This window comes from Pseudomonas sp. GW821-FHT01E05 (genome assembly GCF_059422425.1).
In genome coordinates this window covers 177573-204027 of sequence record NZ_JBWKWW010000004.1, presented here as the reverse complement: position 1 = coordinate 204027, position 26455 = coordinate 177573, and the positions used below count along the sequence as shown (strand labels likewise).

Below are 26455 nucleotides of genomic sequence, written 5' to 3'. Positions count from 1 at the left end.
TATCAAGAAGCGCGTTCATGGCCCAGCCGTCCACGACCTACAAATTTGAACTGAACCTTACTGACCTCGATCGTGGGGTGTATGAAAGCGTCAAACAGACCATCGCCCGTCATCCTTCGGAGACTGAAGAGCGGATGACCGTGCGCCTGTTGGCCTATGCCTTCTGGTACAACGAGCAGCTGTCCTTTGGCCGTGGTCTGTCAGAAGTAGACGAACCTGCCTTGTGGGAAAAAAGTCTGGATGACCGTGTCCTGCACTGGATCGAAGTCGGCCAGCCGGATGCCGATCGCCTGACCTGGTGCTCGCGTCGTACTGAACGCACCAGTTTGCTGGCCTATGGCAGCCTGCGTGTCTGGGAAACCAAAGTGGTCCCAGCCGTGAAAAACCTGAAAAACGTCAACATCGCCGCCGTGCCGCAAGAGATTCTGGAAGTGCTGGCCAAGGACATGCCGCGCGCTATCAAGTGGGACGTGATGATCAGCGAAGGCACGATTTTCGTGACCGATGATCGCGGCCAGCACGAAGTCCAGCTGCAGTGGCTGACGGGCGAGCGCGGCTGATTCTTCGCCGCTCGTCTGCATCATTCTGTTTCATCCCTTTTCTTGAAGAGAAGCACCCCTCGCCCCATGCGTATCGAACCCCGCCTGCTGCCCGCTACCCTGCCGTTTCTCGGTGACCTGCCGCCGCTGCTGACCCGCCTCTACGCGGCGCGTGGTGTGCAGTCCGAGGCTGAACTGGACAAGAGCCTGGCGCGTTTGATTCCCTATCAGCAGCTCAAGGGCATTGAGGTGGCGGTGGATTTGCTGGTGGTGGCACTGGAGCAGCGCCAGCGCATCCTCATCGTCGGTGACTTCGATGCTGATGGCGCGACCGCCAGCACGGTCGGCATGCTCGGATTGCGCCTGCTGGGCGCCGCCCACGTCGATTATCTGGTGCCCAATCGCTTCGAATACGGCTACGGACTGACCCCGGAAATTGTCGCGGTGGCCTTGCAGCGCGAACCACAATTGCTGATTACCGTGGACAACGGTATCTCCAGCGTCGAAGGCGTGGCGGCGGCGAAAGCGGCGGGGCTGACCGTGTTGGTCACCGATCACCACTTGCCGGGGCACGAGTTGCCTGCCGCGGACGCCATCGTCAATCCGAATCAACCGGGTTGCGAGTTCCCGAGCAAAGCGCTGGCCGGCGTCGGGGTGATTTTTTACGTATTGATGGCACTGCGCGCTCGTCTACGCAGCCTGGGTTGGTACGAGAATAGACCGCAGCCGAACATCGGTGAGTTGCTGGATCTGGTGGCGCTGGGCAGTGTGGCCGACGTGGTGCCGCTGGACGCCAACAACCGCATTCTGGTGCATCAAGGGCTTGAGCGGATTCGCGCCGGGCGTGCACGGCCGGGACTCAAGGCAATCCTTGAAGTCGCCAAGCGCGACCATTCGCGAATTACGTCCACCGACCTTGGGTTCATTATCGGCCCGCGTCTGAACGCGGCAGGGCGGCTGGATGACATGAGTCTGGGCATCGAATGCCTGCTCAGCGAAGACAACGCTTCAGCGCGGGAAATGGCGACCCAGCTCGATGAGCTGAACCAGGATCGCAAATCCATCGAGCAAGGCATGCAGCGCGAAGCCCTGGCTCAACTCAAGGACTTGCCGCTGGAGTCGATGCCGTTCGGCTTGTGTCTGTTCGAAGCCGATTGGCACCAAGGCGTCATCGGTATCCTCGCTTCGCGTATGAAAGAGCGCTACCACCGCCCGACCATCGCCTTTGCCGATGCGGGTGAAGGCATGCTCAAAGGCTCGGCGCGTTCGGTGCCGGGGTTTCATATCCGCGACGCATTGGATGCAGTGGCGGCGAAACATCCTGAGTTGATCAGCAAGTTCGGTGGCCACGCCATGGCGGCGGGGCTGTCGCTGCCGGAGCAGAACTTCCCGGCGTTTGCCGAGGCGTTCGACACCGAGGTTCGTCGGCAACTGCGTGAGGACGATTTGACCGGGCGGCTGCTGTCTGACGGTACGCTGGCAGTCGAGGAGTTCCATCTGGAACTCGCCCGCGCCTTGCGCCACGCCGGTCCTTGGGGCCAGCACTTTCCTGAACCGTTGTTCCATGGCGTGTTTCAGTTGGTCGAGCAGCGCATCGTCGGTGAGCGGCATCTCAAAGTGGTGCTCAAAAGTGAATGCGGCTCGCTGAAACTCGATGGTATTGCATTTGGCATCGATCGCGAGATCTGGCCGAACCCGACCATTCGTTGGGTCGAGCTGGCCTACAAGCTTGACCTCAACGAGTTCCGCGGGCAGGAAACCGTGCAGTTGATGATTGCCCACATCGAACCGCGGTAGTCAGATCGCAGATCGTTCCCACGCTCCGGCGTGGGAATGCAGCCCGTGACGCTCCGCGTCACAGAGGCGGACGCAGAGCGTCCATTGAGGCATTCCCACGCGGAGCGTGGGAACGATCAAATCTCCCAAATCGGGTTCTTTAGTTTTCTGAACCCTCCCTCATTCTCGGTTGTCGACTAGGCTCTAAACACTGTCTGATTGTGCCTTGTGACGTCTTCTCATTTTTTGCCCGCGGGGGCGGGTGCTGCATCCTTCTTGTCACTCGTCGACTTTTCAAACAGAACCCTGGAGCCTGACCACTGATTGAGAGGTGCCCCATGAGTCTGCTGCTTGAACCCTATACCCTTCGTCAATTGACGCTGCTCAACCGCATCGCGGTCTCGCCAATGTGCCAATACTCCTGCGTCGATGGGCTGGCCAATGACTGGCATCTTGTTCATCTCGGCAGTCGTGCCGTGGGCGGTGCCGGTCTGGTCTTTACCGAGGCCACGGCGGTGACTGCCAACGGGCGTATCACCGCTCAAGACCTTGGTCTGTGGAACGATGATCAGATCGAACCCTTGCAACGCATCACTCGTTTTATCACCGCCCAGGGCGCTGTCGCCGGTATCCAGCTGGCTCACGCCGGGCGCAAGGCCAGCACCCATCGGCCATGGCTGGGCAAGCATGGCAGCGTGAAACCGGCCGACGGCGGCTGGACTCCGGTCGGCCCATCGCCGATTGCCTTTGACCCCGAACACAGCGCACCGATACAACTGAATGAAGGACAGATCGCCGACGTCATCCAGGCCTTCGTCGATGCCGCCAAACGCGCCTTGGTCGCCGGATTCAAAGTAGTCGAAGTGCATGCTGCACACGGTTACCTGCTGCACCAGTTTCTATCGCCCTTGAGCAACCAGCGAAGCGATCAATACGGTGGCTCTTTCGAAAACCGCATTCGTCTGGTGCTGCAAGTGACCGAAGCGGTGCGCACGGTCTGGCCTGAAGAGTTACCACTGTTTGTGCGGGTGTCGGCCACCGATTGGGTCGAAGATGGCTGGAACCCGGATGAAACCGTGGAGCTGGCGCGACGTCTGAAAGCCTTGGGTGTAGACCTGATTGATGTGTCCTCGGGCGGCACCGCGGCCAACGCGGAGATTCCAACCGGGCCGGGTTACCAGACGCGCTTTGCCGAGCGTGTGCGCAAGGAATCGGGTATCGCCACCGGGACTGTCGGTTTGATCACCGAGCCCGCTCAGGCCGAGCACATTCTGCGTACCTGTCAGGCTGACATCATCCTGCTGGCTCGGGAGCTGCTACGCGATCCTTACTGGCCGCTGCATGCCGATGACGACCTGGGCGGACACAAAGCCATCTGGCCGGCGCAATACCAACGGGCGACTCACCGCGATCAGCCGATTCATGAGTCGGATTTGCGTGAATAAACGCATTTGTAAAAAGCCAAAGCCCCGGTCGCGAGACTGGGGCTTTTGCTTATCCAGCTGAACGCTTTATGGGGCTTGTTGCCGTCATCGCGAGCAAGCTCGGCTCCTACAGGTACCGCGTCATCCTTGTGGGAGCCGAGCTTGCTCGCGATGAGGTCAGTCCAGGCACCGACGATCTCAAGGCTGACCCTGTCAGGTGTATTTGCGCTTATCCGGTGCTGGCGGGAAATACTGATACAGCCAGGTCTCGCTCAACGTCCGGTCATGGGTACGAATGAACAGCCGCAACTCCACCGCAGCTACGCTATCGTCGGTGGGGTACCAGTCGAAAGTCACTCGATAGCCTTTGATGTCCGGCAACTGCAGGACGTTGAAGTCTTTGACCTGGCCGTTCGACGCTGTGACGATCGGCTCGATGGCAGTTCCTTCGGGCAGGCGATCCAGACCGCCGCCAGTAAAGTCGACAGCAAAACGCCGCGCCCAGACCTCAGGATAATGCTCGCCCGGTGCCCATCCCTCGATGAAGCCACCCATGCCCGAGCGCGTCGCATTGACCTGCGCCAGCGGTGTGCTGACGGGTGGCAGAGCGCTCCAGTAGAGTTTGTAGCCGTAGTTCAGCGAGTCGCCTGCTGCGACGGGCTGCTTGGGTGTCCAGAAGGCCACGATATTATCGAGGGTCTCGCCCGTGGTCGGGATTTCCAGCAGATCGATAGAGCCTTCACCCCAGGCAGTGGTCGGCTCGACCCATAGACTCGGACGGCGGCTGTACCAGTCCATGGTGTCCTGATAGCTGACGAACTCGTGATCGGTCTGGACCAGACCGAAACCTTTCGGGTCTTTATCGACGAAGGCATTGAATTGCAGCGTCGCCGGGTTGTTCAGTGGCCGGCAGATCCATTCGCCGTTACCGCGCCACATGGCCAGACGGTCGGAGTCATGGATTTGCGGATGAATGGTGTCGCACATGCGCCGTTCATGGGTGCCGCAGCTGAACATGCTGGTCATCGGCGCGATGCCCAACTGCTCGATGGCGGTGCGCGCATTGATATGCGCGTCGACGGCCATCACCACCTGATTGGCCTGGCAATCGATATCGAAGCGATAAGCGCCGGTTGCGCTGGGCGAGTCGAGCAAGGCGTACACCACGAATCGCGTACTGTCCTTGTCTGGTGTTTCGAACCAGAACCTGGTGAAGTCAGGAAACTCCTCTTTGCGTTTGGCGTAAGTGTCGATCGCCAGCCCACGCGCAGACAAACCGTATTGGCCACTGGCATCCACTGCACGGAAATAGCTGGCGCCGAGGAAGGACAGCACATCGTGCTTGTCCAGCTCCGGGGCCTTGAACAGCTTGAACCCGGCGAAACCCAGGTCTCCCTTGAGCTGCGAGGTGTCGACGCTGGTCTTCCGGTAGTTGAACAGTGATGGCCGGAAGTGCACTTCCCGTGCCTGGCGGGTCTTGGGGTCGACGCTGTACATGCGCACCGGTTGCTTGAAACCCATGCCGACATGGAAAAACTGCACGTCCAGTTGGCCATTCAGCTCATTCCACAGCGAATGATTGGCGTCGTACTGGATCGCGTTGAATTGCTGCGGCGCCATGTTGGCGAGGGTCGGCGGCAACACCTGCTTGGTATCCAGGTAACGATTGCCTGCCAGTTGCCTGGCTTGGGCCTTCAACGTTTCGAAGTCGAACGTCTGAGCCTCGCCATCGGCGGTGCCGGCCCAGGCGCGAGCGGCCAGCAGGCCAGTGGCCGACAGACCGGTATAGGCGGCGATGGCCATGGAGGCTTTCAGGAGATTCCTGCGGTGCATAAATAAAACCTGTCTTGGATGATCCCGCGCCGTTACTGGCTGCGTGATGAATCAGAAATTGAGGTTCGGACATGTCTTGGGCCAAACGCAACGGACGCTTAACAGATAACAAAGAGCGCCAGCCGTTCGCAATGAATTGAAAAAAACACTGAGGGCTCAGGAGCAAGCCTGCACAAATGATCAGGCAATCCGCCGCCAGGCGGGCAAGGCCATGATAGTCACAGACCGCAGCAAGCATTCAAGCGGGCCATATGGATGGCAGCGCATCCACCATGTGCTCAACCACACTTATACGGCGTACGTTACGATCACCATCAGCATGATCACAGGCGGGCCTTTGAATCAGTTGCGGCGCTGCCGGACAGCGGTTCGCGGTCATCGTTAACGTCCTTGCAGAAGATGAACCACCAGGCGTTGCAGAATGCGGAGTGGCCTGATGCAGTTACCCGGAGCAGGGATCAAGCAGCAGGCCTTTGTTCAATTCAGCCAGCATTACCAATCCTGTATTCGCTCTGTTCTCTGATGCAAAACCCGCAATACCTGAATTTGTCCGTGCATCAGGCGATAAGGAGCAATAAACGGATACTCATTTATGACGAGTTCACGCAGATCAGGCATCACGGAAGGTCTGCCTGAGCCGGGGAACAGTTCAAGTTGACCGAATAATTCCAGAATGTTTGTTATCACATCGTTGGCTGCAGAAAAGCCAATCAAGTCGCGGTAATACTCATGGATAGCATCAAGATCACTCTCCGCTTTTTCGGTCAGTACGACTTTCGGCACGGTTTGCCCACTTAGCCTTTACGGCGTCCAGATCGGTCAGTTTGCCAGCGTTGGCATCGGCTATGCCTTCGCTGATGGCTTGTAGATGCCAGGACTCGGCTTCCACATAACGAACCAGTGCACGCTTGAGATGATACTGGCGGTCGCGATCGGTCGCGGCTGCAAGCTGATCCAGTTGCTGGGCAAGGATCTCTTCGACACGAAAGGACAAAACGGGCGAGGCCATGTTGGCTCTCCTGAAAAGGTGTATACGTTGTAGACGATGTAAACACCGTAGGCCTTGCCGAGACTTCAGTCAACCGATGCTATGTGCACTGTCGTCAGCAAACCTTAGCGGGGCTGTGTCGAAAGAGAGTGACCGATATGTTGCCAAATGCTTGGGTGGTCATTCGTTCCGCCACTACCCTCCAGGCTTCATCAATCGCTGCATGGGTAAATAGGCTCCATTGCGCATCTGAGTCACCCCGGCAACCCAAACGATACCGGGGCGAAAGGAGTTACCGGCTGATTTTCCAGGCATCGCCGGCCGGGGCGGTGCCGTGGTCGTACGGCTTGCCGAGCCACATGTAGAGCAGGCCCAGGCCGATAACGATGGCGGTGCTCAGCACCATGGCGTAGTTGATGTACCACGCAGCGTCTGGCGTACGCGGCCAGGCCATGTTGATGATTGCACCGACACCGTAGACCAGCGCACCGATGTTCACCGGCAGGCCCCAGGCCCCGAGAGTGAATTTGCCGCTGGGTCTCCAGCCGCGGGCACGGGCGTAGAGGGCGGCGAGAACGATCATCTGGAACGCCAGGTAGATACCGATGGCGGCGAAGCTGACGATGGTCGCCACTGCGTCTTGCAGGAAAAAGCCCAGAGCGATGATCAGCGCCGGCAGGATACCGGACACGAACAATGCGGCGACCGGAACCTGAGTGGTCGGCGAAATCCGTTTCAGCAGGCTGCTGCCGATGACCATTTCGTCCCGGGCGTAGGAATACAGCAGGCGACTGGCCGCCGCTTGCAGGCTGATGACGCAGGAGATGAAGGAAATCATCACCACACCCATCACTACTTTCGAACCAACAGGACCGAAGGCGTTGCTCAGGATGGTGGTGACCGGGTCTTTGTCGGTGCCATTGATCACTGCTTGCATGTCCGGCACGGCGAGGATCAGTGCCAGGCAAGCGAACATCGCCGCGATGCCGCCGATGTAGATGGTCATGCGCATGGCCACCGGGATCTGCTTGCTCGGGTTCGGGGTTTCTTCGGCCACGTCGCCGCAGGCCTCGAAGCCGTAGTAGAGAAACATCCCTGCCAACGAGGCGGTGAGGAAGGCCGGCAGGTAGGAGCCGTCAACGCGGATATCAAAGGTGTTGAACAACACGCTGAGCGGTTGATGACGCTCGAATACCAGCAGGTACACCCCGACGATCACCGCGCCCACCAGCTCGCAGAGGAAGCCGAACATGGCGATACGCGCCAGCACTTTGGTGCCGCTGAGGTTGACCAGCGTGGCGAACAACGTCAGCACCAGAGCGATGATGATGTTGGTGTTGCTGCTTGGTTCAAAGCCCATCATCGCCGCCAGATAGGGGCCGGCACCGACCGCAACGGCGGCGATGGTTACGCACAGGGCGATGGAGTAGATCCAGCCGACCATCCACGCCCAGCGCTTGCCGACCAGGCGGCGGGCCCAAGGGTAAACCCCACCGGAAATCGGGAACTGTGAAACCACTTCACCGAAGATCAGGCACACCAGCAATTGCCCGCAGCCGACCAGTAAGTAGGCCCAGAACATCGGTGGCCCGCCGGCAGCCAGACACAGGCCGAACAGGGTGTAGACGCCTACCACCGGCGACAGGTAAGTGAAGCCCAGGGCGAAGTTTTCCCACAGGCTCATGCTGCGATTGAAGTTCGAGGTGTAGCCCAGTTTGCGTAGCTGCTCGGCATCGCTGTCGGCGGCTAATGCAGAGAATTCGGGTGATGCACTCATAAGGTATTTCTCCGGAAAATCGGCAGATTTCGGATGTCCGAATCCGTGGCGGGGCCATGACGGCCCAACCCGGTTCGGTGGTTATTGTTGTGGTTTCGTTGGTGTGGAACCTGGTGGTGCGTATCGCGAAGTCGTCCTTGAACTCGCGGTGACGCCATCGCGGGCAAGCCTCGCTCCTACGGGGCTGCGCAGACCTGTAGGAGCGAAGCTTGCTCGCGATGCTTTTAGTGCTTGAACATCACATGCCGCACGGTGGTGTAATCCTCCAGCCCGTACATGGACATGTCCTTGCCATAACCGGACAGCTTCTGCCCACCGTGAGGCATTTCGCTGACCAGCATGAAGTGCGTGTTGACCCAGGTGCAGCCGTACTGCAAACGCGCCGCGAGGCGGTGGGCGCGGCCGACGTCGGCGGTCCAGACCGAAGACGCCAGGCCGTAGTCCGAAGCGTTGGCCCAGCCCAGCACCTGCGCTTCGTCTGTGAATCGGGTCACTGACACCACCGGCCCAAACACCTCGCGCCGGACGATCTCGTCGTCCTGTTGGGCGTCGGCCAGCACCGTCGGTTCGAAGAAGAAGCCGTTGCCTTCCACGGCCTTGCCGCCGGTGATCAAGCGAATGTGCGGTTGTGCCAGCGCACGCTCGACAAACCCGGCCACACGGTCGCGATGCTGAGCGGTGATCAACGGCCCCAGTTCGGTTTGCGGGTCATCCTGCAAGCCGTACTTGATGGTGCTGACGGCCGCGCCGAGCTTTTCGACGAACCTGTCGTAGATGCCTTCCTGGGCATAGACGCGGCAGGCGGCGGTGCAGTCCTGCCCGGCGTTGTAGAAACCGAAGGTCCGAATGCCTTCCACCGCGGCATCGATGTCGGCGTCGTCGAAGATGATCACCGGGGCTTTGCCACCCAGTTCCATGTGCATGCGTTTGACGCTGTCGGCGGTGCTGGAAATGATGTTCGCGCCGGTGGCAATCGAGCCGGTCAAGGAGACCATGCGCACTTTCGGGTGAGTCACCAGCGGGCTGCCGACACTGGGGCCACGGCCAAAGACCAGGTTGAGCACACCGGCCGGGAAAATCTCCGAGGCCAGTTCCGCCAGACGCAATGCGGTCAGCGGCGTTTGTTCCGACGGCTTGAGCACTACGGTATTGCCGGCGGCCAGGGCCGGGGCGATTTTCCAGGCGACCATCATCAGCGGGTAGTTCCACGGCGCGATGGAGGCGATCACGCCGACCGGGTCACGGCGGATCATCGAGGTGTGGCCGGGCAGGTATTCGCCACCGGCCGTACCGCCCATGCAACGGCTGGCGCCGGCGAAGAAGCGGAACACATCGGCAATCGCCGGGATTTCGTCGTGCAGCGCCGCGCTATAGGGTTTGCCGCAATTGTCCGATTCCAGTTTGGCCAGTTCTTCGCCGTGGGCCTGGATGGCATCGGCGAGTTTGAGCAACAGCAGCGAACGCTCTTTGGGCGGGGTCTGTGACCAACCTTCGAACGCCGCATCGGCGGCACACACGGCGGCGTCGACCTGGGCTTCGCTGGCTTCGTTGATTTCCACCAGCACACGGCCCAACGCCGGGTTGAACACGGGTTGGCTGGCGCCTTCACCTTCGACCAGTTGGCCGTTGATCAGCAGTTTGGTTTGCATGGCTATGTCCTCTCTTGCAGCGAATTCATTGTTGGATTTATAAGGCCGATCATTTGCCGCCGCTCCCGGCCACGCTTTCACCGCCACGGGTCAGGTAGTAGGCGCCAAGGATCGGGAACATGGTCACGAGCATCACCAGCATCGCCACCACGTTGGTCACCGGCACATCGCGCGGGCGGCTGAGTTGGTTGAGCAGCCACAGCGGCAGGGTGCGCTCGTGGCCGGCGGTAAAAGTGGTGACGATGATTTCGTCGAACGACAGGGCGAACGCCAGCATGCCGCCGGCCAGCAACGCCGAGCCGAGGTTCGGCAGGACGATGTAGCGAAAGGTCTGCCAGCCGTCGGCGCCCAGATCCATCGAGGCTTCGATCAAGCTGTAAGAGGTGCGGCGCAAACGGGCGATGACGTTGTTGTAGACGATCACCACACAGAAGGTCGCGTGGCCGACGATGATGGTGAACATGCCCGGCTCGATGCCCAGGGTCTTGAAGGTCGCGAGCAGGGCGATACCGGTGATGATCCCCGGTAAGGCGATTGGCAGGATCAGCATCAGCGAAATGCCTTGTTTGCCGAAGAAGTCACGCCGGTACAAAGCGGCCGAAGCGAGGGTGCCGAGGACCATGGCGATCAGCGTGGCAATAGCGGCGATCTGCAGCGACAGCTTGATCGCGTCCAGCACGTCCGGTCGCAAAAAGGCCACGCTGAACCACTTCAGGGTGAAGCCCTGGGGTGGAAAGCTGAAGGCTGCGTCTTCAGTGTTGAAGGCGTATATGAAGATGATCAGGATCGGGAAGTGCAGGAACACCAACCCGCCCCAGGCGGCCAGTCGCAGGCCCAGGGAGGCTTTTTCCCCATGCTTTTCTGAATCAGAGCGCATCGAAGGCCCCCAGACGTTTGACGATGGACAGGTAAATGGCGATCAGCACGATTGGCACCAGGGTGAAGGCGGCGGCCATCGGCATGTTGCCGATGGCACCCTGCTGGGCGTACACCATGCTGCCGACGAAGTAGCCCGGCGGGCCGACCAGTTGCGGCACGATGAAGTCACCCAGGGTCAGCGAGAAGGTGAAGATCGACCCGGCCGCAATGCCCGGGATCGACAGCGGCAGGGTCACTTGCATGAAGGTCTGTCGTGGTCTGGCCCCGAGGTCGGCGGAGGCTTGCAGCAGCGATGGCGGTAGACGTTCCAGCGAGGCCTGGATCGGCAAGATCATGAACGGCAGCCAGATGTAGACGAACACCATGAAGCGTCCCAGATGCGAGGTGGACAAGGTGCTGCCGCCGACGCCGGGAATGCCGAGCACGAACTGCAACACCGGCTCCAGCCCAAAGTGTTGAACGAACCACTGCGCGACGCCGCCCTTGGCCAGCAGCAGGGTCCAGGCGTAGGCCTTGACGATGTAGCTGGCCCACATCGGCATCATCACCGCGATGTAGAAAAACGCCTTGGTCTTGCCCGTGGTGTAGCGCGCCATGTAGTAAGCAATGGGGAACGCGACGAAGGCGCTGGCGATCGATACCACGACGGCCATGCTCAGGGTGCGGGCGATGATGTCGAAGTTCGACGGCTGGAACAGCGCCGTGAAGTTCGCCAGGGTCAGGTCGGGAGTGACCGCCATGGTGAAGTCATCGAAGGTGTAGAAACCCTGCCAGAGCAAGGTCAGTAATGAACCAAGATAGATCGCGCCGAACCAGATCAGCGGCGGCACCAATAACATCGCCAGGTACAGATTGGGTCGGCGATACAGCAGGTCGGAAAACCTGCGCAAGGGTGAACCGCTGGCGGGGGAGGAGGTCATGGCCGGGCTCATGTCACACCTCGCTCGCAACGGTGTCGGTCAGGTTGGTCATGGCTTCGCGCGCCCAGCGTGCGGTGATCCGTTGCCCGGTCTGGTGCTGGGCGCAGCTGTCCAGCCATTGATTGTTGGCCTGGCTGATGTTCAGGGTCTGGCCGTTTTCCAGTTTGAGTTCGTAACGGGTGGCGCTGCCCTGGTACTGGATGTCGTGAAGCAGGCCGCTGACTTCGATTTCGTGGCTGGCCGCAGGACCGTCAGCGAAACGCACATGTTCCGGGCGAATCGAGAAGGGCTTGGTACTGCCGCTCAACTGTTGGGCCAGCTCGCCACGGATAACGTTAGAGGTGCCGACGAACTCGGCGACAAATGTGGTGGCCGGTTTCATGTAGAGGTTGCGCGGGGTGTCGACTTGCTCGATGCGGCCCTTGTTGAATACCGCCACACGGTCGGACATTGACAGTGCTTCAGTCTGATCGTGGGTGACGAAAATAAAGGTGATGCCGAGCTGGCGTTGCAGCTTCTTCAACTCCCCCTGCATTTGTTCGCGCAACTTCAGGTCGAGGGCGCCCAGGGGTTCGTCCAGCAGCAGCACCCGAGGACGATTGACCAGTGCGCGGGCCAGGGCGACTCGCTGGCGCTGACCACCGGACAGTTGCACCGGCTTGCGTTCGCCGTAACCGCCGAGGGCGACCATGTCGAGGGCTTCTTCGGCGCGCATCAGGCGTTCGGTCTTGCCGACGCCCTTGACCTTCAAGCCATAGGCCACGTTGTCCCGTACGTTCATGTGCGGGAACAGGGCGTAATCCTGGAACACGGTATTCACGTCACGCTGATACGGCGGCAGCCCGGCGGCTTCTTCGCCATGAATGCGGATCGAGCCGGCGCTTGGTTGTTCGAAACCGGCAATCAGGCGCAGGCACGTGGTTTTGCCCGAGCCGGAAGGGCCAAGCATGGAAAAGAACTCGCCGTCCTGGATGCCGATGGAAACCCGGTCAACGGCTTTCACTTCGCCGAACTGACGGGAAACGTTGGTGAACTGGACTGCAAGCGTCATGGTGCGGTGCTCCAAAAAGGCGAAAGCCGTCGCAGCGGCCCTTGCCTGGACTTCTGAGAAATCTGAATATCGATCGATCGTTCCCACGCTCCGCGTGGGAATGCCTCACCGGACGCGCAGCAATCGCTTCGGCATGTAACGCGGAGCGTCACTGGCTGCAATCCCACGCAGAGCGTGGGAACGCGTTGTCAGTAGCTACCGGAATGACTTTTAGCGACCGCCCATGATCGCGATGTAGTCCTGGGTCCAGCGGCTGTATGGCACGAACTTGCCGCCCTCGGCTTGCGGGGTTTTCCAGAAGGCGATCTTGTCGAACTGGTCGAAACCGTTGGTCTTGCACCCTTCAGCACCGAGCAACTCGCTCTCTTTGCAGGCCGCCGGAACCGCTGGCAGCGAGCCGAACCAGGCGGCTACGTCACCCTGGACCTTGGGTTGCAGGGACCAGTCCAACCACTTGTAGGCGCAATTGGTGTGCTTGGCATCGGCGTGCATCATGGTGGTGTCGGCCCATCCAGTTGCGCCTTCCTTAGGGATGGTCGAAGCGATCGGCTGTTTCTCGTTCATCAGGCCGTTGACCTGATACGGCCAGGCGCTGGAGGCCACCACGCCTTCGTTTTTGAAGTCACTCATTTGCACGGTGGTGTCATGCCAGTAGCGGTGGATCAACGGTTGCTGGGCTCGCAACAGATCAAGCACGGCTTTGTACTGGGTTTCAGTCAGTTCATAAGGGTTCTTGATGCCCAGTTCCGGTTTGCTCGACTTGAGGTACAGCGCCGCGTCGGCGATGTAGATCGGGCCGTCATAGGCCTGCACACGACCCTTGTTGGACTTGCCGTCCGGCAGGTTCTGCGCATCGAACACTACGGCCCAACTGGTGGGCGCCTGCTTGAACACAGTGGTGTTGTACATCAGCACGTTCGGGCCCCACTGATAGGGCGCGCCGTAGGTCTGCTTGTTGACCACGTACCAAGGCCCGTCCTTGAGGCGTGGATCGATGTTCTTCCAGTTCGGGATCAGCGCGGTGTTGATCGGCTGAACACGCTTGCCAGCGATCAAGCGCAAAGAGGCGTCGCCGGAAGCGGTGACTAGGTCGTAACCGCCCTTGGCCATCAGGCTGACCATTTCATCGGAGGTGCCGGCGGTTTTGACGTTGACCTTGCAGCCGGTCTCTTTCTCGAAACCGGTCACCCAGTCGTAGTTTTTGTCACTTTCACCACGTTCGATGTAGCCCGGCCAGGCCACGATATCCAGTTGTCCTTCGCCGGCGCCAACGGCTTTCAGCGGTTCGGCGGCCTGGATGCTGGCGCTGGCCAGCAGTGCGGTGGTGATTGCACTGAGCAGTGCGGTCTTGTGCACGAACATGGGGTTCCCTCTTCTTTAATTATGGTCGGGGCAGTTGGTGAACGTGGTGAAGCCAGGCCTTTTGAGGCTATTTATTGGAGTAGTGCGTTAATTCAGGTCATTGCCGTGGCGCGCCATGATGTGCCGCACCACGCTGTAATCCTGTAGCGAATCGCTGGACAGATCCTTGCCATAGCCTGAGCGTTTCAAGCCGCCGTGGGGCATTTCGCTGACCAGCATGAAATGGCTGTTGATCCAGGTGCAGCCATACTGCAAACGCGCCGCGACCTGCATCGCCTTGTCCAGATTCTGGGTCCAGACCGACGACGCCAAGCCGTACTCGGAGTCGTTGGCCCAGTCCACTGCTTGCTCCAGTGCTTCAAAGCGGGTCACGGTGACGACTGGGCCGAACACTTCACGCTGGACGATTTCATCACTCTGTTTGCAGCCGGCGAGCAGGGTCGGCTGGTAGTAGAAACCCGCGCCGGAATGCACGGCGGCGCCGGTGACGCGCTCGATGTGCGGCTGACCAAGGGCGCGTTCGACGAAGCTGGCCACGCGGTCGCGCTGACGGGTGCTGATCAGCGGGCCGATCTCGTTATCAGTGTCGCGTTTGCCGGCAAAACGCAGGCTGCTGACGGCGGCGCCAAGCTCGGCGACCAGGCGATCATGGATCCCGGCCTGGGCGTAAATCCGGCAAGCCGCGGTGCAGTCCTGCCCCGCGTTGTAGTAGCCGTAGCTGCGCACACCTTCGACTACGGCTTGAATGTCGGCGTCATTGCAGACGATCACCGGCGCTTTACCGCCGAGCTCGAGGTGGGTGCGTTTGAGGGTTTTCGCCGCGGCCTGGAGGATTTTCTGCCCGGTGACGATATCGCCGGTCAGCGAAACCATGCGTACTTTCGGGTGGCTGACCAAATGGCTGCCGACGCCTTCACCGCCGCCGCAAATGATGTTGATCACCCCGCGTGGCAGCAATTCGGCCAGCGCCGGGGCCAAGGCCAGAATCGATAGCGGTGTGTGTTCGGATGGCTTGAACACCAGGGTGTTGCCCGCCGCCAGGGCCGGAGCGATTTTCCAGGCGGCCATCATGATGGGGTAGTTCCAGGGGGCGATCGAGGCGACCACGCCAATCGGATCGCGACGGACCATGCTGGTGTAGCCCGGCAGGTATTCACCGCTGAGCTGGCCAGTCTGACAACGCACGGCGCCGGCGAAGAAACGGAACACGTCGACCGTGGCGTTCAGGTCGTCCTGACGCGCCAGGTGCAGCGGCTTGCCGCAGTTCAGCGATTCGAGGCGGGCGAGGTGATCGGCCTGTTTTTCAACGGCGTTGGCGATGGCCAACAGAATGTTCGAGCGTTGCTGCGGGGTGGTTCGCGACCAACCGGCAAAGGCGCGATGGGCAGCCAGAACGGCGCTTTCAACTTGTTCGGTACTGGCTTCGGCGATATGCGTCAGCACTTCACCCGTGGCCGGGTTGAGAATAGGTTCGACAAAACCCTGGCCTGCGACTAATTCACCATCGATCAATAAAGCGGTGAACAACGGGGTCTGCACGCCAGCCATTTTTCGGGTTCTCTTTTCTTGTGTGGCCATGGTGCTCCCCTGGGACTGGAGCCCGGCCCTCTCTTATAGATGCACAGAGACTAGTGGCCGGAGCTACGGTCGACAAATACTAAATACTGAAGGCTACGTTCGATTAAATAGATGGCTTGCGCCCGGCGTGGGGTTGCTCGCGGGCCACGGTCAGGAATGGGTCCACCAACGCGGGGCGTGCGGTGCCGCGACGCCAGGCCAGGCCGACGTCCAGGGTCTGGCTCAGGTCCGCCAGTGGCCGCGCCTCGATGATGTCGCCCTCCAGTGACCACGGGCGGTAGGTCATGTCCGGCTGAATCGACACACCAAGACCGGCCGCCACCAGGCTTCGCACCGCTTCGGTCGAGGCTGTGCGCAAGGTGATGCGTGGCTGCAACCCCGCGCTGGACCACATGCGCTGGGCGTTGCGGTCCATTTCATCGACGTTGAGCTGTATCAGCGGTTCGCGGGCGACGTCGGCGAGGTTGATGCTGTCGTGCTCCAGCAACGGGTGCTGAGCCGGCAGCCACAGGCGATGGGGCGAGTGGGTGAGCACCTCGGTTTGCAGGGCGTGGCGGTCTTCCAGGTTAGAGAGGATCAGCACCCCGACATCGATTTCACCGCTGACCAGCAAATGCTCGATATACGGGCGCTCATCCTCCATCACGCGGATTTCCACGTTCGGGTAGGCACGCTGGAAGCGGGTGAGCAAATCGGCGAGGTAGTAACCGGCCACCAGGCTGGTCACGCCGACAATCAACTGCCCGGCCACCTGGTCGGTGCTTTGTTGCAAGCTACGCTTGGCGTTGTCGACCGTGGCCAGGATCAAGTGCGCCTGGCGCAGGAACTGGTGACCCTGGTGGGTCAGGGTCATGCCCTTGGCATGTCGATTGAACAGGTTGACGCCGATTTCCTGTTCCAGTTGCTGGATTGCCAGGGTCAGTGTCGATTGGGAAATATAGACCGCCTGGGCGGCGGCCGAGATCGAGCCGGTTTCGGCCACAGCGATGAAGTGGCGGATTTGACGCAAGGTCATCATGGGGGAATTACCGGTTAGACGGTTTTATAGATTTGCTTGAGTGTATATCTTTTTAATCGATGGCCTGGTTCAGGACCGGGGCTTCGGTCAGGGCCAAGCAACATCTGGAAGCATTCTCGCCACGTGGAGGAGGGCGCTTCGATCTACGCTGTGGGCCTCAATGATCTGGTTAACCCCCGGTTTTGGAGGTGGCAAATGAATACACGCAGTTTGCTCGATCAGTTGCTCAAGTCCGGTCAGGACATATTGCAAAACAAGGCCGGCGGCACTCAGAACAAATCGGTATCGGATAACGGCGCACTGGGCAGCTTGCTCGGCGGCAGTTCGGGCGGGCTCGGCAGAGTTTGCTCTCAGGTGTTGGTGGCGGCGCGCTGGCGGCGGGCGCGATGGGGCTGTTGCTGGGAAACAAAAAAGCCCGCAAATTTGGCGGCAAGGCACTGACCTACGGCGGTCTCGCCGCGTTGGGCGTTTTGGCCTACAAGGCATACGGCAATTGGCAGGCACAGCAGGCTGGCGCACCACAGGCTGAGCCGCAAACCGTCGACCGCTTGCCGGCAGCGCAAGTTGAATTGCACAGCCAGGCGATCCTCAAGGCGCTGGTCGCTGCCGCCAAGGCCGACGGCCATGTCGATGAACGCGAGCGAGCGCTGATCGAGGGCGAATTCACCAGGCTGGACAACGATCAGGACCTGCAACGCTGGCTGCACGCCGAACTCAACAAACCCCTGGACCCGGCCGATGTCGCCCGCGCCGCCAGCACCCCGGAAATGGCCGCCGAGATGTACATCGCCAGCGTGATGCTGGTGGATGAAGAGAACTTCATGGAGAAGTCCTATCTGGATGAACTGGCGCGCCAGCTCAAGCTTGAGCCAGGCTTGAAAGCCGAACTGGAGAAACAGGTGCGCCAGGTTTCGCTGTGATCAGAGAAAGCGGGGGAATCGAAAGGATCGTCACTTTCTGCCCCACAGTAGCCATCCAGAGCAGATGCTGACTTTCTTCACCCTGGGTGAGACGTGGTGCGCAACCCACTGCTAAATGATGAGCCGCCCTCGGCTATACTCCCCTCCATTTGAATGCCCCCCGAGGATTGACTGTGAAGAACTGGACGTTGCGCCAACGCATTTTGGCGAGCTTTGCGGTAATTATCGCCATCATGTTGCTGATGGTCATGGTCTCGTTCTCCAGTCTGCTGAAGATCGAGACCAGCGAGGAAACGGTCCGAACGGACGCTGTTCCGGGGGTGTATTACAGTTCGATGATTCGCAGCGCCTGGGTCGACAGCTACGTCCTGACCCAGCAGATCGTTGGCCTCTCCGGAAATCGGGACATCAGCGCTGCTGACCAGGCGTTGTACAAGAGCTTCGAAGAGCGCTTGAAGGCGCAGATGGATAACTATCGCAAAACCGTCTTCGACTCGGACGATCGTGCCTCTTTCGACGAGTTTGAAGTGCGTCATCAAGCGTTCGATCAAACACTGAAGAACGTCATCGATCTCTATCAGCGCAAAGAATACGAACAGGCTCGCCTCGCGCTGGAGAATGAACTGACGCCTGCGTGGATCGCTGGCCGCAAGCATTTGAACGGCATGATCGACCGCAATCGTGATCAGGCGGGTAATGCCACCGGGGCTATCGGTTCCGCGGTAACCGCAGCAAAAATCAGTATGGGCGTCTCTTTACTGATCGCGGTAATCGCTGCCGGTCTGTGCGGTCTGCTGCTGATGCGCGCAATCATGGCGCCGATGAACCGGATCGTGCAGATCCTCGACATCATGCGTACGGGGGACTTGAGCAGGCGCTTGAATCTGGAGCGCAAGGACGAATTCGGTGCCGTAGAAACCGGCTTCAACGACATGATGACCGAGCTCACTTCTCTGGTTTCCCAGGCCCAGCGCTCTTCGGTGCAGGTCACTACCTCGGTCACGGAAATTGCCGCCACCTCCAAGCAGCAGCAGGCTACTGCGACAGAGACCGCTGCCACCACCACGGAAATCGGCGCCACGTCGCGAGAAATCGCTGCGACATCGCGCGATCTGGTGCGCACCATGACCGAAGTTTCTACCGCCGCCGACCAGGCTTCGGTGCTGGCCGGTTCTGGTCAGCAAGGCCTGGCCCGCATGGAAGACACCATGCACTCGGTGATGGGGGCGGCCGATCTGGTCAACGCCAAACTGGCGATCCTCAATGAGAAGGCCGGCAACATCAATCAGGTGGTGGTGACCATCGTCAAGGTCGCCGACCAGACCAACCTGCTGTCCCTCAACGCTGCGATCGAAGCCGAGAAGGCCGGTGAATATGGCCGCGGTTTCGCGGTGGTGGCTACCGAAGTACGGCGTCTGGCGGATCAGACCGCCGTGGCCACCTATGACATCGAGCAGATGGTCCGTGAGATCCAGTCGGCGGTGTCGGCGGGTGTCATGGGCATGGACAAGTTCTCCGAAGAAGTGCGCCGTGGCATGTCCGAGGTTCAACAGGTAGGCGAGCAGCTGTCGCAGATCATTCATCAGGTTCAGGCGCTGGCGCCGCGGGTGTTGATGGTCAACGAAGGCATGCAGGCCCAGGCCACCGGTGCCGAGCAGATCAACCACGCGTTGGTGCAGCTGGGCGATGCCAGCAGCCAGACGGTAGAGTCCTTGCGTCAGGCCAGCTTCGCCATCGATGAGCTGAGCCAGGTGGCGGTGGGGCTGCGTAGCGGCGTCTCGCGTTTCAAAGTCTGATGAGCGAGTTCGCGGCGAAACGCGGCGCCGGAATGACGCCGAAACATTCGTTGTTTTTGCTGTTCCGTATCGGCAACGAACGCTATGCCCTGCAGGCCATCGAGGTGGCCGAAGTGCTGCCGCGCCTGCCACTCAAGCCGATCGCGAAAGCGCCGTCCTGGGTCGCCGGGGTGTTTGCCTACCGTGGCGCGGTGGTGCCGGTGATCGACCTCAGCGCGCTGACCTTCGGCCAGCCGGCCCAAGTGCGCACCAGCACTCGCCTGGTGCTGGTGCACTATCGAGCGCAAGCGTCTGGGCCCGGGCAATTGCTCGGGCTGATTCTTGAACAGGCCACCGATACCCTGCGCTGCAATCCAGCGGACTTTAAACCGTACGGCCTGGACAATCGCCAGGCGCCTTATCTGGGGCCGGTGCGCGAAGACCAGCAAGGCTTGCTGCAATGGATTCGGGTCGATGATTTGCTCGATGCCCAGGTCCGCGCGCTGCTGTTTCCGTCGCCGCCGCTGGATCTCGCTCTGTTTGAGGAGCGCCCGTGAGCAACGACCAGCGCTTTTTCGACTTCCTCAAAGAACGCATTGGCCTGGACGTGGCGTCCGTAGGGGCGGCGCTCATTGAGCGAGCCGTCCGCCAGCGTAGCATCGCGCAGCAAGCGCAGACCGTGAATGAGTACTGGCTCACACTGCAGCAATCGCAGGATGAGCAGCAGGCGCTGATCGAAGCCGTGATCGTGCCGGAAACCTGGTTTTTTCGTTATCCGGAATCTTTCGTCGCCCTGGCCAAGTTGGCGAAGGGCCGTCTGGCCGAGATCAAGGGCATGCGTGCCTTACGGATTCTCAGCTTGCCGTGCTCTACCGGCGAAGAACCGTATTCGATTGCCATGGCCTTGCTCGATGCCGGGTTTGCGCCCCATCAGTTCAAGGTCGAAGGGCTGGATGTCAGCGCCTTGTCGGTCGAGCGCGCCAAGCGTGCGGTGTATGGCAAGAACTCCTTTCGTGGGCAACAGACCGACTTTCGCGAGCACCACTTCAGCGCGCAGGAGGAGGGCTACGTTCTCAGTGAACGGGTGCGTGAGCAGGTGCGCTTGCAGGTGGGCAACCTGCTTGATCCTGCATTGCTGGCCAATGAATCGCCCTATGACTTTGTGTTCTGCCGCAATCTGCTGATTTACTTCGACCCGCCGACTCAGCGACAGGTGCTTGACGTCATCAAGCGCCTGACCCATGTCGACGGCGTGCTGTTTATCGGCCCGGCCGAAGGCGGCCTGCTGGGGCGATTGGGCATGCATTCGATCGGCATTGCACAGTCCTTTGCTTTCAGGCATCACCGCGAGTCTGATCCCGAGCCGTTGCCTGTCTTTAACCCGATACCGTTGCCGGTGCGTCAGCCAATAAGCGATGTGGCGCAGCCGCCGCTTCGCAGCCGACCCTTTACCAGCGTTGCGCCAGTGATCAGCCCCGGCAAACCTTGTGCGGCGGTGAATGATGCAGCGGCCTTGCTCGCCAATATCGAGGCGTTGGCCAATGAAGGCAAAAGCACTGAGGCGCGAGCGGCCTGTGAGCATTACCTGCATAACCATGAGCCGGTAGCTCAAGTGTTTTATTGGTTGGGTTTGCTCTGCGATGTCGCCGGCAGCGTATTGGAGGCTCAGGGCTTCTATCGCAAGGCGCTGTATTTGCAGCCGCAACACCCTGAAACCCTGATGCACCTGGCGGCCTTGCTGGCTTCCCAAGGCGACGCCACGGGTGCCCGCCGATTGCAGGAACGCGCCGCCCGTAGCGAGCGCACCGCTGACAGTGAGCGTAAACGATGACCGGATCTGTTTCGTTGAACGTGACCCATGAGGATGCGCAGGCCATCGATGACTGCTGGAACCGGATCGGTATCCACGGTGACAAGTCCTGCCCGCTGCTGCCCGAACATATTCATTGTCGCAACTGCGCGGTGTATTCCGCTGCCGCGACCCGCCTGCTCGATCGTTATGCGTTGCAACAAGAGGATCATCGACAGTCGATTGCAGTCGAGAATGATGTCGTCACCCGTTCACTGTTGATGTTTCGCCTGGGCGAAGAGTGGTTGGGACTGGTCACCCGCTGCCTGGCGGAGGTTGCGCCGTTGCAGCCGATCCATTCTTTGCCGCACCAGCGTTCGCGAGCGTTGCTGGGCGTGGCGAATGTGCGCGGCGCCCTGGTCGCCTGCCTGTCACTGGTGGAACTGCTGGGGCTGGACGCCACCACTGGCGTTGTCTCCGGGGCGCGGGTCATGCCGCGCATGCTGATCATTGCTGCCCACGGCGGCCCGGTGGTGGTGCCGGTGGATGAGGTGGACGGGATTCATGCCATCGATGAACGCACTTTGAGCGCCGCCTCCAGTTCCGGCTCACAAACCGCTGGCAGGTACACCCGTGGCGTATTGCAGTTCAGAGGTCGCAGCTTGCGCTGGCTGGATGAAGAACAGTTGCTGTCAGCCGTGACCCGGAGCCTCACATGACCCCCGATCAAATGCGTGACTCATCGCTGCTCGAACTCTTCAGTCTGGAGGCCGAAGCGCAGACTCAAGTGCTCAGCGCCGGCTTGCTGGCACTCGAGCGCAACCCGACTCAGGCCGATCAACTGGAAGCCTGCATGCGTGCAGCGCACTCGCTCAAGGGCGCCGCGCGGATTGTCGGTGTGGATGCCGGAGTCAGCGTGGCGCATGTGATGGAGGATTGTCTGGTCAGCGCCCAGGAGGGGCGCTTGCACCTGCAACCCGAACACATCGACGCCTTGCTGCAAGGCACAGACGTTCTGATGCGCATCGCTACACCGGGTAGCGACAATGTGGGGCCGAGCGATATCGAGGCCTACGTCGCCTTGATGGGCCAGTTGCTCGATCCCGCGGCATTGACCGTCAACGTGGCACCGCCTGCCGCGCCAATCCTTGATTCGGTCATGCTGCTGATGGCTGAGCTGCAAGTTGATTTGCCCCGTGCCGGGCTTGAGTCCGAAGCGCCGTTGCTGGAGCCGGAACCGTTGCTTGCCGCGCCCATCGAAATGTCGCCTAAAGCCACGCGCGTTACCGAAGGCGGCGAACGGGTGCTGCGGGTTACCGCTGAGCGGCTGAACAGCTTGCTCGATCTGTCGAGCAAATCCTTGGTGGAAACCCAGCGACTCAAGCCTTGGCTGGCGACCATGCAGCGTCTCAAACGCATGCAAAGCAACAGTTTGCGAGCCCTGGAAAATCTCAATGTTCATCTCAAAGAGAGCGAGTTGAGCCTGCAAGCCCAGGAAGCGCTGGGCGATGCCCGGCGCATACTCGCCGAATCCCGGCAACTGTTGGCCGAGAAAACCGCCGAGCTGGATGAGTTCGGCTGGCAGGCCAGTCAACGCGCTCAAGTGCTGTATGACACGGCGCTGGCCTGTCGCATGCGGCCGTTCGCCGATGTGTTGGCCGGGCAGGTGCGGATGGTTCGTGATCTGGGTCGTAGTCTGGGTAAGCAAGTGCGGTTGGAGATCGAAGGCGACAAGACTCAGGTCGACCGTGATGTGCTTGAAAAGCTCGAAGCGCCGCTGACCCATTTGCTGCGCAATGCGGTGGATCATGGCATCGAAATGCCGGAGCAACGGTTGTTGGCGGGTAAGCCTGCCGAAGGCTTGATCCGGCTGCGCGCCTCCCACCAGGCTGGGCTATTGGTACTGGAGCTGAGCGATGACGGTAATGGAGTAGACCTCGAACACCTGCGTCGCAGCATCGTCGAGCGCCAATTGTCTCCGGCCGAAACCGCTGCCCGGTTGAGCGAAGAAGAACTGCTGACATTCCTGTTTTTGCCGGGCTTCAGCCTGCGGGACAAGGTCACCGAAGTTTCCGGGCGCGGAGTTGGACTGGACGCGGTTCAGCATATGGTCCGACAGCTTCGTGGCGCCGTGATACTGGAACAGACAGCGGGCGAGGGCAGCCGCTTTCATCTTGAAGTGCCGTTGACCCTGTCGGTGGTGCGCAGTCTGGTAGTCGAGGTGGGTGAAGAGGCTTATGCCTTCCCGCTGGCGCACATCGAACGCATGTGCGACCTGGAGCCGGACGAGATCGTACAAGTCGAAGGGCGTCAGCATTTCTGGCACGAAGGCCGGCATGTCGGTCTGGTCGCGGCCAGCCAGCTGTTGCAGCGTCCGGCGCCTCAGAGTAACGATCAAACCCTCAAAGTGGTGGTGATCCGCGAGCGCGATGCTGTGTACGCAGTGGCCGTCGAGCGCTTTATTGGCGAGCGCACGTTGGTGGTGCTGCCGCTGGATGATCGGTTGGGCAAGGTTCAGGACATTTCCGCCGGAGCGCTGCTGGACGACGGCTCCGTGGTGCTGATCGTCGACGTCGAAGACATGCTGCGTTCGGTGGACAAACTGCTCAATACTGGCCGTCTGGAGCGCATCGCCCGGCACAACCACCAGGCTGTGGAAGTCGCGCGCAAACGCATTCTGGTGGTCGACGATTCGCTGACGGTCCGCGAGTTACAGCGCAAACTGTTGCTCAATCGCGGTTACGACGTCGCCGTCGCGGTAGACGGAATGGACGGTTGGAACGCTTTGCGTGCCGAAGACTTCGATTTGCTGATCACCGACATCGATATGCCCCGAATGGACGGCATTGAATTGGTCACCCTGTTGCGTCGCGACAATCGTTTGCAGTCGCTGCCGGTCATGGTGGTTTCCTACAAGGATCGCGAAGAAGACCGGCGTCGTGGACTGGACGCCGGAGCCGACTATTATCTAGCCAAAGCCAGTTTCCATGACGACGCTTTGCTCGATGCGGTAGAGGAACTCATTGGAGGAGCCCCGGCATGAAGATCGCTATCGTCAATGACATGCCACTGGCGGTAGAGGCCTTGCGTCGCGCGCTGGCGTTCGAACCTGAGCACGATGTGGTCTGGGTCGCGAGCAATGGTGCCGAGGCGGTAAAACTCTGCGCCGGGCTGACGCCGGACCTGATCCTGATGGACTTGATCATGCCGGTGATGGATGGCGTGGAAGCAACCCGGCGGATCATGGCCGAGAGCCCGTGCGCTATCGTGATTGTTACCGGCGACCGCCAGCAGAACGTCCATCGAGTGTTCGAGGCCATGGGCCATGGCGCGCTGGATGTGGTCGACACTCCGGCTGTCGGTGCGGGTAATGCCAAAGAAGCCGCGGCGCCATTGCTGCGCAAGATCCTCAATATCGGCTGGCTGATCGGCCAGAGCGGCGGCAGCCGGACGCGCTCGGCCCCGACGTCGCTGCGCACCATGGTGCAGCGCCAAAGCCTGGTGGCCATCGGCTCTTCCGCTGGTGGCCCGGCAGCGCTGGAAGTCTTGCTCAAGGGGCTGCCCACTGATTTTTCCGCGGCCATCGTGCTGGTTCAGCACGTTGACCAGGTGTTCGCCGCCGGTATGGCCGAATGGCTGAGCAGTGCGTCCGGATTGAAGGTGCGCCTGGCGCAAGAGGGTGAGCCGCCGCAAAGCGGTACGGTGCTGTTAGCCGGCACCAACCACCATATCCGACTCTTGAAGGACGGCACACTGGCCTACACCGCCGAGCCGGTCAACGAGATCTACCGGCCGTCGATCGACGTTTTTTTTGAGAGCGTGGCCAGCTACTGGGATGGCGATGCCGTCGGCGTATTGCTGACCGGCATGGGCCGTGATGGCGCTCAGGGGCTCAAATTGATGCGCCAGCAAGGCTTCCTGACCATCGCTCAGGACCAAAACAGCAGTGCGGTGTATGGGATGCCCAAGGCAGCAGCTGCCATCGACGCAGCCGTCGAAATCCGCCCACTGAACAAGATTGCGCCACGATTGCTGGAGATATTTGCCAAATGACTGACAAAAACAGCTTTCCTGACCAGGTAGTAATTCAGGTGACCGTACATGCATGACTTGCAGCTCGACGATTTCAAAACCGATGAAAATGCCGCGATGGTGTTGTTGGTCGATGATCAGGCAATGATCGGTGAGGCTGTGCGGCGCGGGCTGGCCCATGAAGAGAATATCGATTTCCACTTCTGCGCCGACCCGCATCAGGCCATCGCTCAGGCGATCCGCATCAAGCCGACGGTGATCCTTCAGGATCTGGTCATGCCCGGTCTGGACGGCCTGAGTCTGGTACGTGAATACCGCAACCACCCGGCGACCAAGGATATTCCGATCATCGTGCTGTCGACCAAGGAGGATCCCTTGATCAAGAGCGCGGCGTTTGCCGCAGGCGCTAACGATTACCTGGTCAAGCTGCCGGACAATATCGAACTGGTCGCGCGTATCCGCTATCACTCGCGCTCTTACATGACCCTGCTGCAACGTGATGCGGCGTATCGCGCGTTGCGGGTCAGCCAGCAGCAGTTGCTCGACACCAATCTGGTGCTGCAGCGGTTAATGAACTCCGACGGCCTGACCGGGCTGTCCAATCGCCGGCATTTCGATGAATACCTCGAGCTGGAATGGCGGCGAGCCCTGCGCGATCAGACGCAACTTTCACTGTTGATGATCGATGTCGATTACTTCAAGTCCTACAACGATAACTTCGGCCATCTGGAGGGCGATGAAGCCCTGCGCAAAGTCGCCACGACCATTCGCGACGCCAGCAGTCGACCGTCCGACCTGCCAGCCCGTTATGGCGGCGAAGAATTCGTCCTGGTGCTGCCCAATACCTCGCCGGGTGGCGCGCGGCTGGTGGCCGAGAAACTGCGTCAGACTGTGGCTGCGCTGGGAATTGTGCATATCTCCCCGACCGAAGGCTCGAGCCTGACCATCAGCATCGGCCTGTCGACCATGACCCCGCAGCAGGGCACTGATTGCCGGCAACTGATCTCGGCAGCCGACAAAGGTTTGTACCTGGCGAAAAACAATGGGCGTAATCAGGTGGGGATTGAATGAAGTAGGGCCCCATCGGCCAAGCGGGCTGCCTTGACAGCCTGATTGCGTTATACTCGTCGGCTTTCAAAAGTTCG

At 60.4% G+C, this 26455-nt stretch carries 22 protein-coding genes and 1 pseudogene; 11 read left to right on the top strand and 12 right to left on the bottom strand.

Annotated features, from left to right (window positions below; translation table 11 throughout):
* The first annotated feature begins 17 nt into the window (after window positions 1–17).
* The 3 genes from AC07W5_RS10185 to AC07W5_RS10175 all read left to right on the top strand — a co-directional run bounded on the left by AC07W5_RS10185 (window position 18) and on the right by AC07W5_RS10175 (window position 3760).
* Window positions 18–560, top strand: a complete 543-nt coding sequence (locus AC07W5_RS10185; RefSeq protein WP_494992515.1) for a YaeQ family protein — start codon at window positions 18–20, stop codon at window positions 558–560.
* Window positions 561–626: 66 nt separating this feature from the next.
* Window positions 627–2336 carry a single-stranded-DNA-specific exonuclease RecJ gene (gene recJ, locus AC07W5_RS10180; RefSeq protein ID WP_495023285.1) on the top strand — a complete coding sequence of 570 codons (1710 nt, stop codon included), beginning with the start codon at window positions 627–629 and terminating at the stop codon, window positions 2334–2336.
* A 317-nt stretch (window positions 2337–2653) separates the two neighbouring features.
* Window positions 2654–3760: an NADH:flavin oxidoreductase/NADH oxidase gene (locus AC07W5_RS10175; protein ID WP_495023284.1), complete on the top strand. Its 1107-nt coding sequence runs from the start codon at window positions 2654–2656 to the stop codon at window positions 3758–3760.
* Between the two features lie 192 nt (window positions 3761–3952).
* Here AC07W5_RS10175 and AC07W5_RS10170 read toward each other — a convergent pair whose 3' ends face one another.
* The 12 genes from AC07W5_RS10170 to AC07W5_RS10115 form a co-directional block, all read right to left on the bottom strand.
* Window positions 3953–5572, bottom strand: coding sequence for a glucan biosynthesis protein D (locus AC07W5_RS10170; protein ID WP_495023283.1), 1620 nt, complete (start codon window positions 5570–5572; stop codon window positions 3953–3955).
* 180 nt (window positions 5573–5752) lie between these two features.
* A complete protein-coding gene (locus AC07W5_RS10165) occupies window positions 5753–5860 on the bottom strand; it encodes a DUF418 domain-containing protein (protein WP_495023282.1) in 108 nt (35 codons plus the stop codon).
* 204 nt (window positions 5861–6064) lie between these two features.
* Window positions 6065–6355, bottom strand: a complete 291-nt coding sequence (locus AC07W5_RS10160) for a type II toxin-antitoxin system RelE/ParE family toxin (RefSeq protein ID WP_495023281.1) — start codon at window positions 6353–6355, stop codon at window positions 6065–6067.
* Window positions 6318–6581 (bottom strand): CopG family ribbon-helix-helix protein, encoded by a 264-nt coding sequence (locus AC07W5_RS10155; RefSeq protein WP_494992520.1) that lies wholly within the window; start codon window positions 6579–6581, stop codon window positions 6318–6320. The genes AC07W5_RS10160 and AC07W5_RS10155 overlap by 38 nt, the downstream gene beginning before the upstream one ends.
* Window positions 6582–6852: 271 nt before the next feature.
* Window positions 6853–8337: an APC family permease gene (locus AC07W5_RS10150; RefSeq protein ID WP_495023280.1), complete on the bottom strand. Its 1485-nt coding sequence runs from the start codon at window positions 8335–8337 to the stop codon at window positions 6853–6855.
* Between the two features lie 224 nt (window positions 8338–8561).
* Window positions 8562–9986, bottom strand: coding sequence for a gamma-aminobutyraldehyde dehydrogenase (locus AC07W5_RS10145; protein ID WP_494992522.1), 1425 nt, complete (start codon window positions 9984–9986; stop codon window positions 8562–8564).
* Between the two features lie 49 nt (window positions 9987–10035).
* Entirely contained in the window at window positions 10036–10863 is an 828-nt protein-coding gene (locus tag AC07W5_RS10140) for an ABC transporter permease (RefSeq protein ID WP_494992523.1), read from the bottom strand.
* A complete protein-coding gene (locus tag AC07W5_RS10135; RefSeq protein ID WP_494992524.1) occupies window positions 10853–11785 on the bottom strand; it encodes an ABC transporter permease in 933 nt (310 codons plus the stop codon). Before AC07W5_RS10135 ends, AC07W5_RS10140 begins: the two co-directional genes overlap by 11 nt.
* Before the next feature lie 13 nt (window positions 11786–11798).
* The gene (locus AC07W5_RS10130; protein WP_495023279.1) at window positions 11799–12836 is read right to left on the bottom strand and encodes an ABC transporter ATP-binding protein; all 1038 of its coding nucleotides are present in this window, start codon (window positions 12834–12836) and stop codon (window positions 11799–11801) included.
* 210 nt (window positions 12837–13046) lie between these two features.
* Complete coding sequence (gene ydcS, locus AC07W5_RS10125) at window positions 13047–14198, bottom strand: putative ABC transporter substrate-binding protein YdcS (protein ID WP_494992526.1); 1152 nt, start codon at window positions 14196–14198, stop codon at window positions 13047–13049.
* 87 nt (window positions 14199–14285) lie between these two features.
* Window positions 14286–15776: a gamma-aminobutyraldehyde dehydrogenase gene (locus tag AC07W5_RS10120; RefSeq protein ID WP_495010304.1), complete on the bottom strand. Its 1491-nt coding sequence runs from the start codon at window positions 15774–15776 to the stop codon at window positions 14286–14288.
* A gap of 103 nt (window positions 15777–15879) precedes the next feature.
* Complete coding sequence (locus tag AC07W5_RS10115) at window positions 15880–16794, bottom strand: LysR family transcriptional regulator (protein ID WP_494992528.1); 915 nt, start codon at window positions 16792–16794, stop codon at window positions 15880–15882.
* 195 nt (window positions 16795–16989) lie between these two features.
* On the opposite strand from AC07W5_RS10115, the pseudogene AC07W5_RS10110 reads away from it, so the two are divergent.
* The 8 genes and pseudogenes from AC07W5_RS10110 (at window position 16990) to AC07W5_RS10075 (ending at window position 26381) form a co-directional block, all read left to right on the top strand.
* Window positions 16990–17714 (top strand): annotated as a pseudogene (locus tag AC07W5_RS10110) (tellurite resistance TerB family protein).
* A 173-nt stretch (window positions 17715–17887) separates the two neighbouring features.
* Window positions 17888–19510 carry a methyl-accepting chemotaxis protein gene (locus tag AC07W5_RS10105; protein WP_495010305.1) on the top strand — a complete coding sequence of 541 codons (1623 nt, stop codon included), beginning with the start codon at window positions 17888–17890 and terminating at the stop codon, window positions 19508–19510.
* On the top strand, window positions 19510–20046 hold the full coding sequence (locus AC07W5_RS10100) for a chemotaxis protein CheW (protein ID WP_494992531.1): 537 nt from the start codon (window positions 19510–19512) through the stop codon (window positions 20044–20046). Before AC07W5_RS10105 ends, AC07W5_RS10100 begins: the two co-directional genes overlap by 1 nt.
* A complete protein-coding gene (locus AC07W5_RS10095) occupies window positions 20043–21320 on the top strand; it encodes a CheR family methyltransferase (protein WP_495023278.1) in 1278 nt (425 codons plus the stop codon). The genes AC07W5_RS10100 and AC07W5_RS10095 overlap by 4 nt, the downstream gene beginning before the upstream one ends.
* A complete protein-coding gene (locus AC07W5_RS10090; protein WP_494992533.1) occupies window positions 21317–21997 on the top strand; it encodes a chemotaxis protein CheW in 681 nt (226 codons plus the stop codon). Before AC07W5_RS10095 ends, AC07W5_RS10090 begins: the two co-directional genes overlap by 4 nt.
* Complete coding sequence (locus AC07W5_RS10085) at window positions 21994–24321, top strand: hybrid sensor histidine kinase/response regulator (protein ID WP_495023277.1); 2328 nt, start codon at window positions 21994–21996, stop codon at window positions 24319–24321. Before AC07W5_RS10090 ends, AC07W5_RS10085 begins: the two co-directional genes overlap by 4 nt.
* A complete protein-coding gene (locus AC07W5_RS10080) occupies window positions 24318–25331 on the top strand; it encodes a chemotaxis response regulator protein-glutamate methylesterase (RefSeq protein WP_495023276.1) in 1014 nt (337 codons plus the stop codon). The genes AC07W5_RS10085 and AC07W5_RS10080 overlap by 4 nt, the downstream gene beginning before the upstream one ends.
* A 48-nt stretch (window positions 25332–25379) precedes the next feature.
* A complete protein-coding gene (locus tag AC07W5_RS10075; RefSeq protein ID WP_494992536.1) occupies window positions 25380–26381 on the top strand; it encodes a diguanylate cyclase domain-containing protein in 1002 nt (333 codons plus the stop codon).
* Window positions 26382–26455 lie beyond the last annotated feature (74 nt).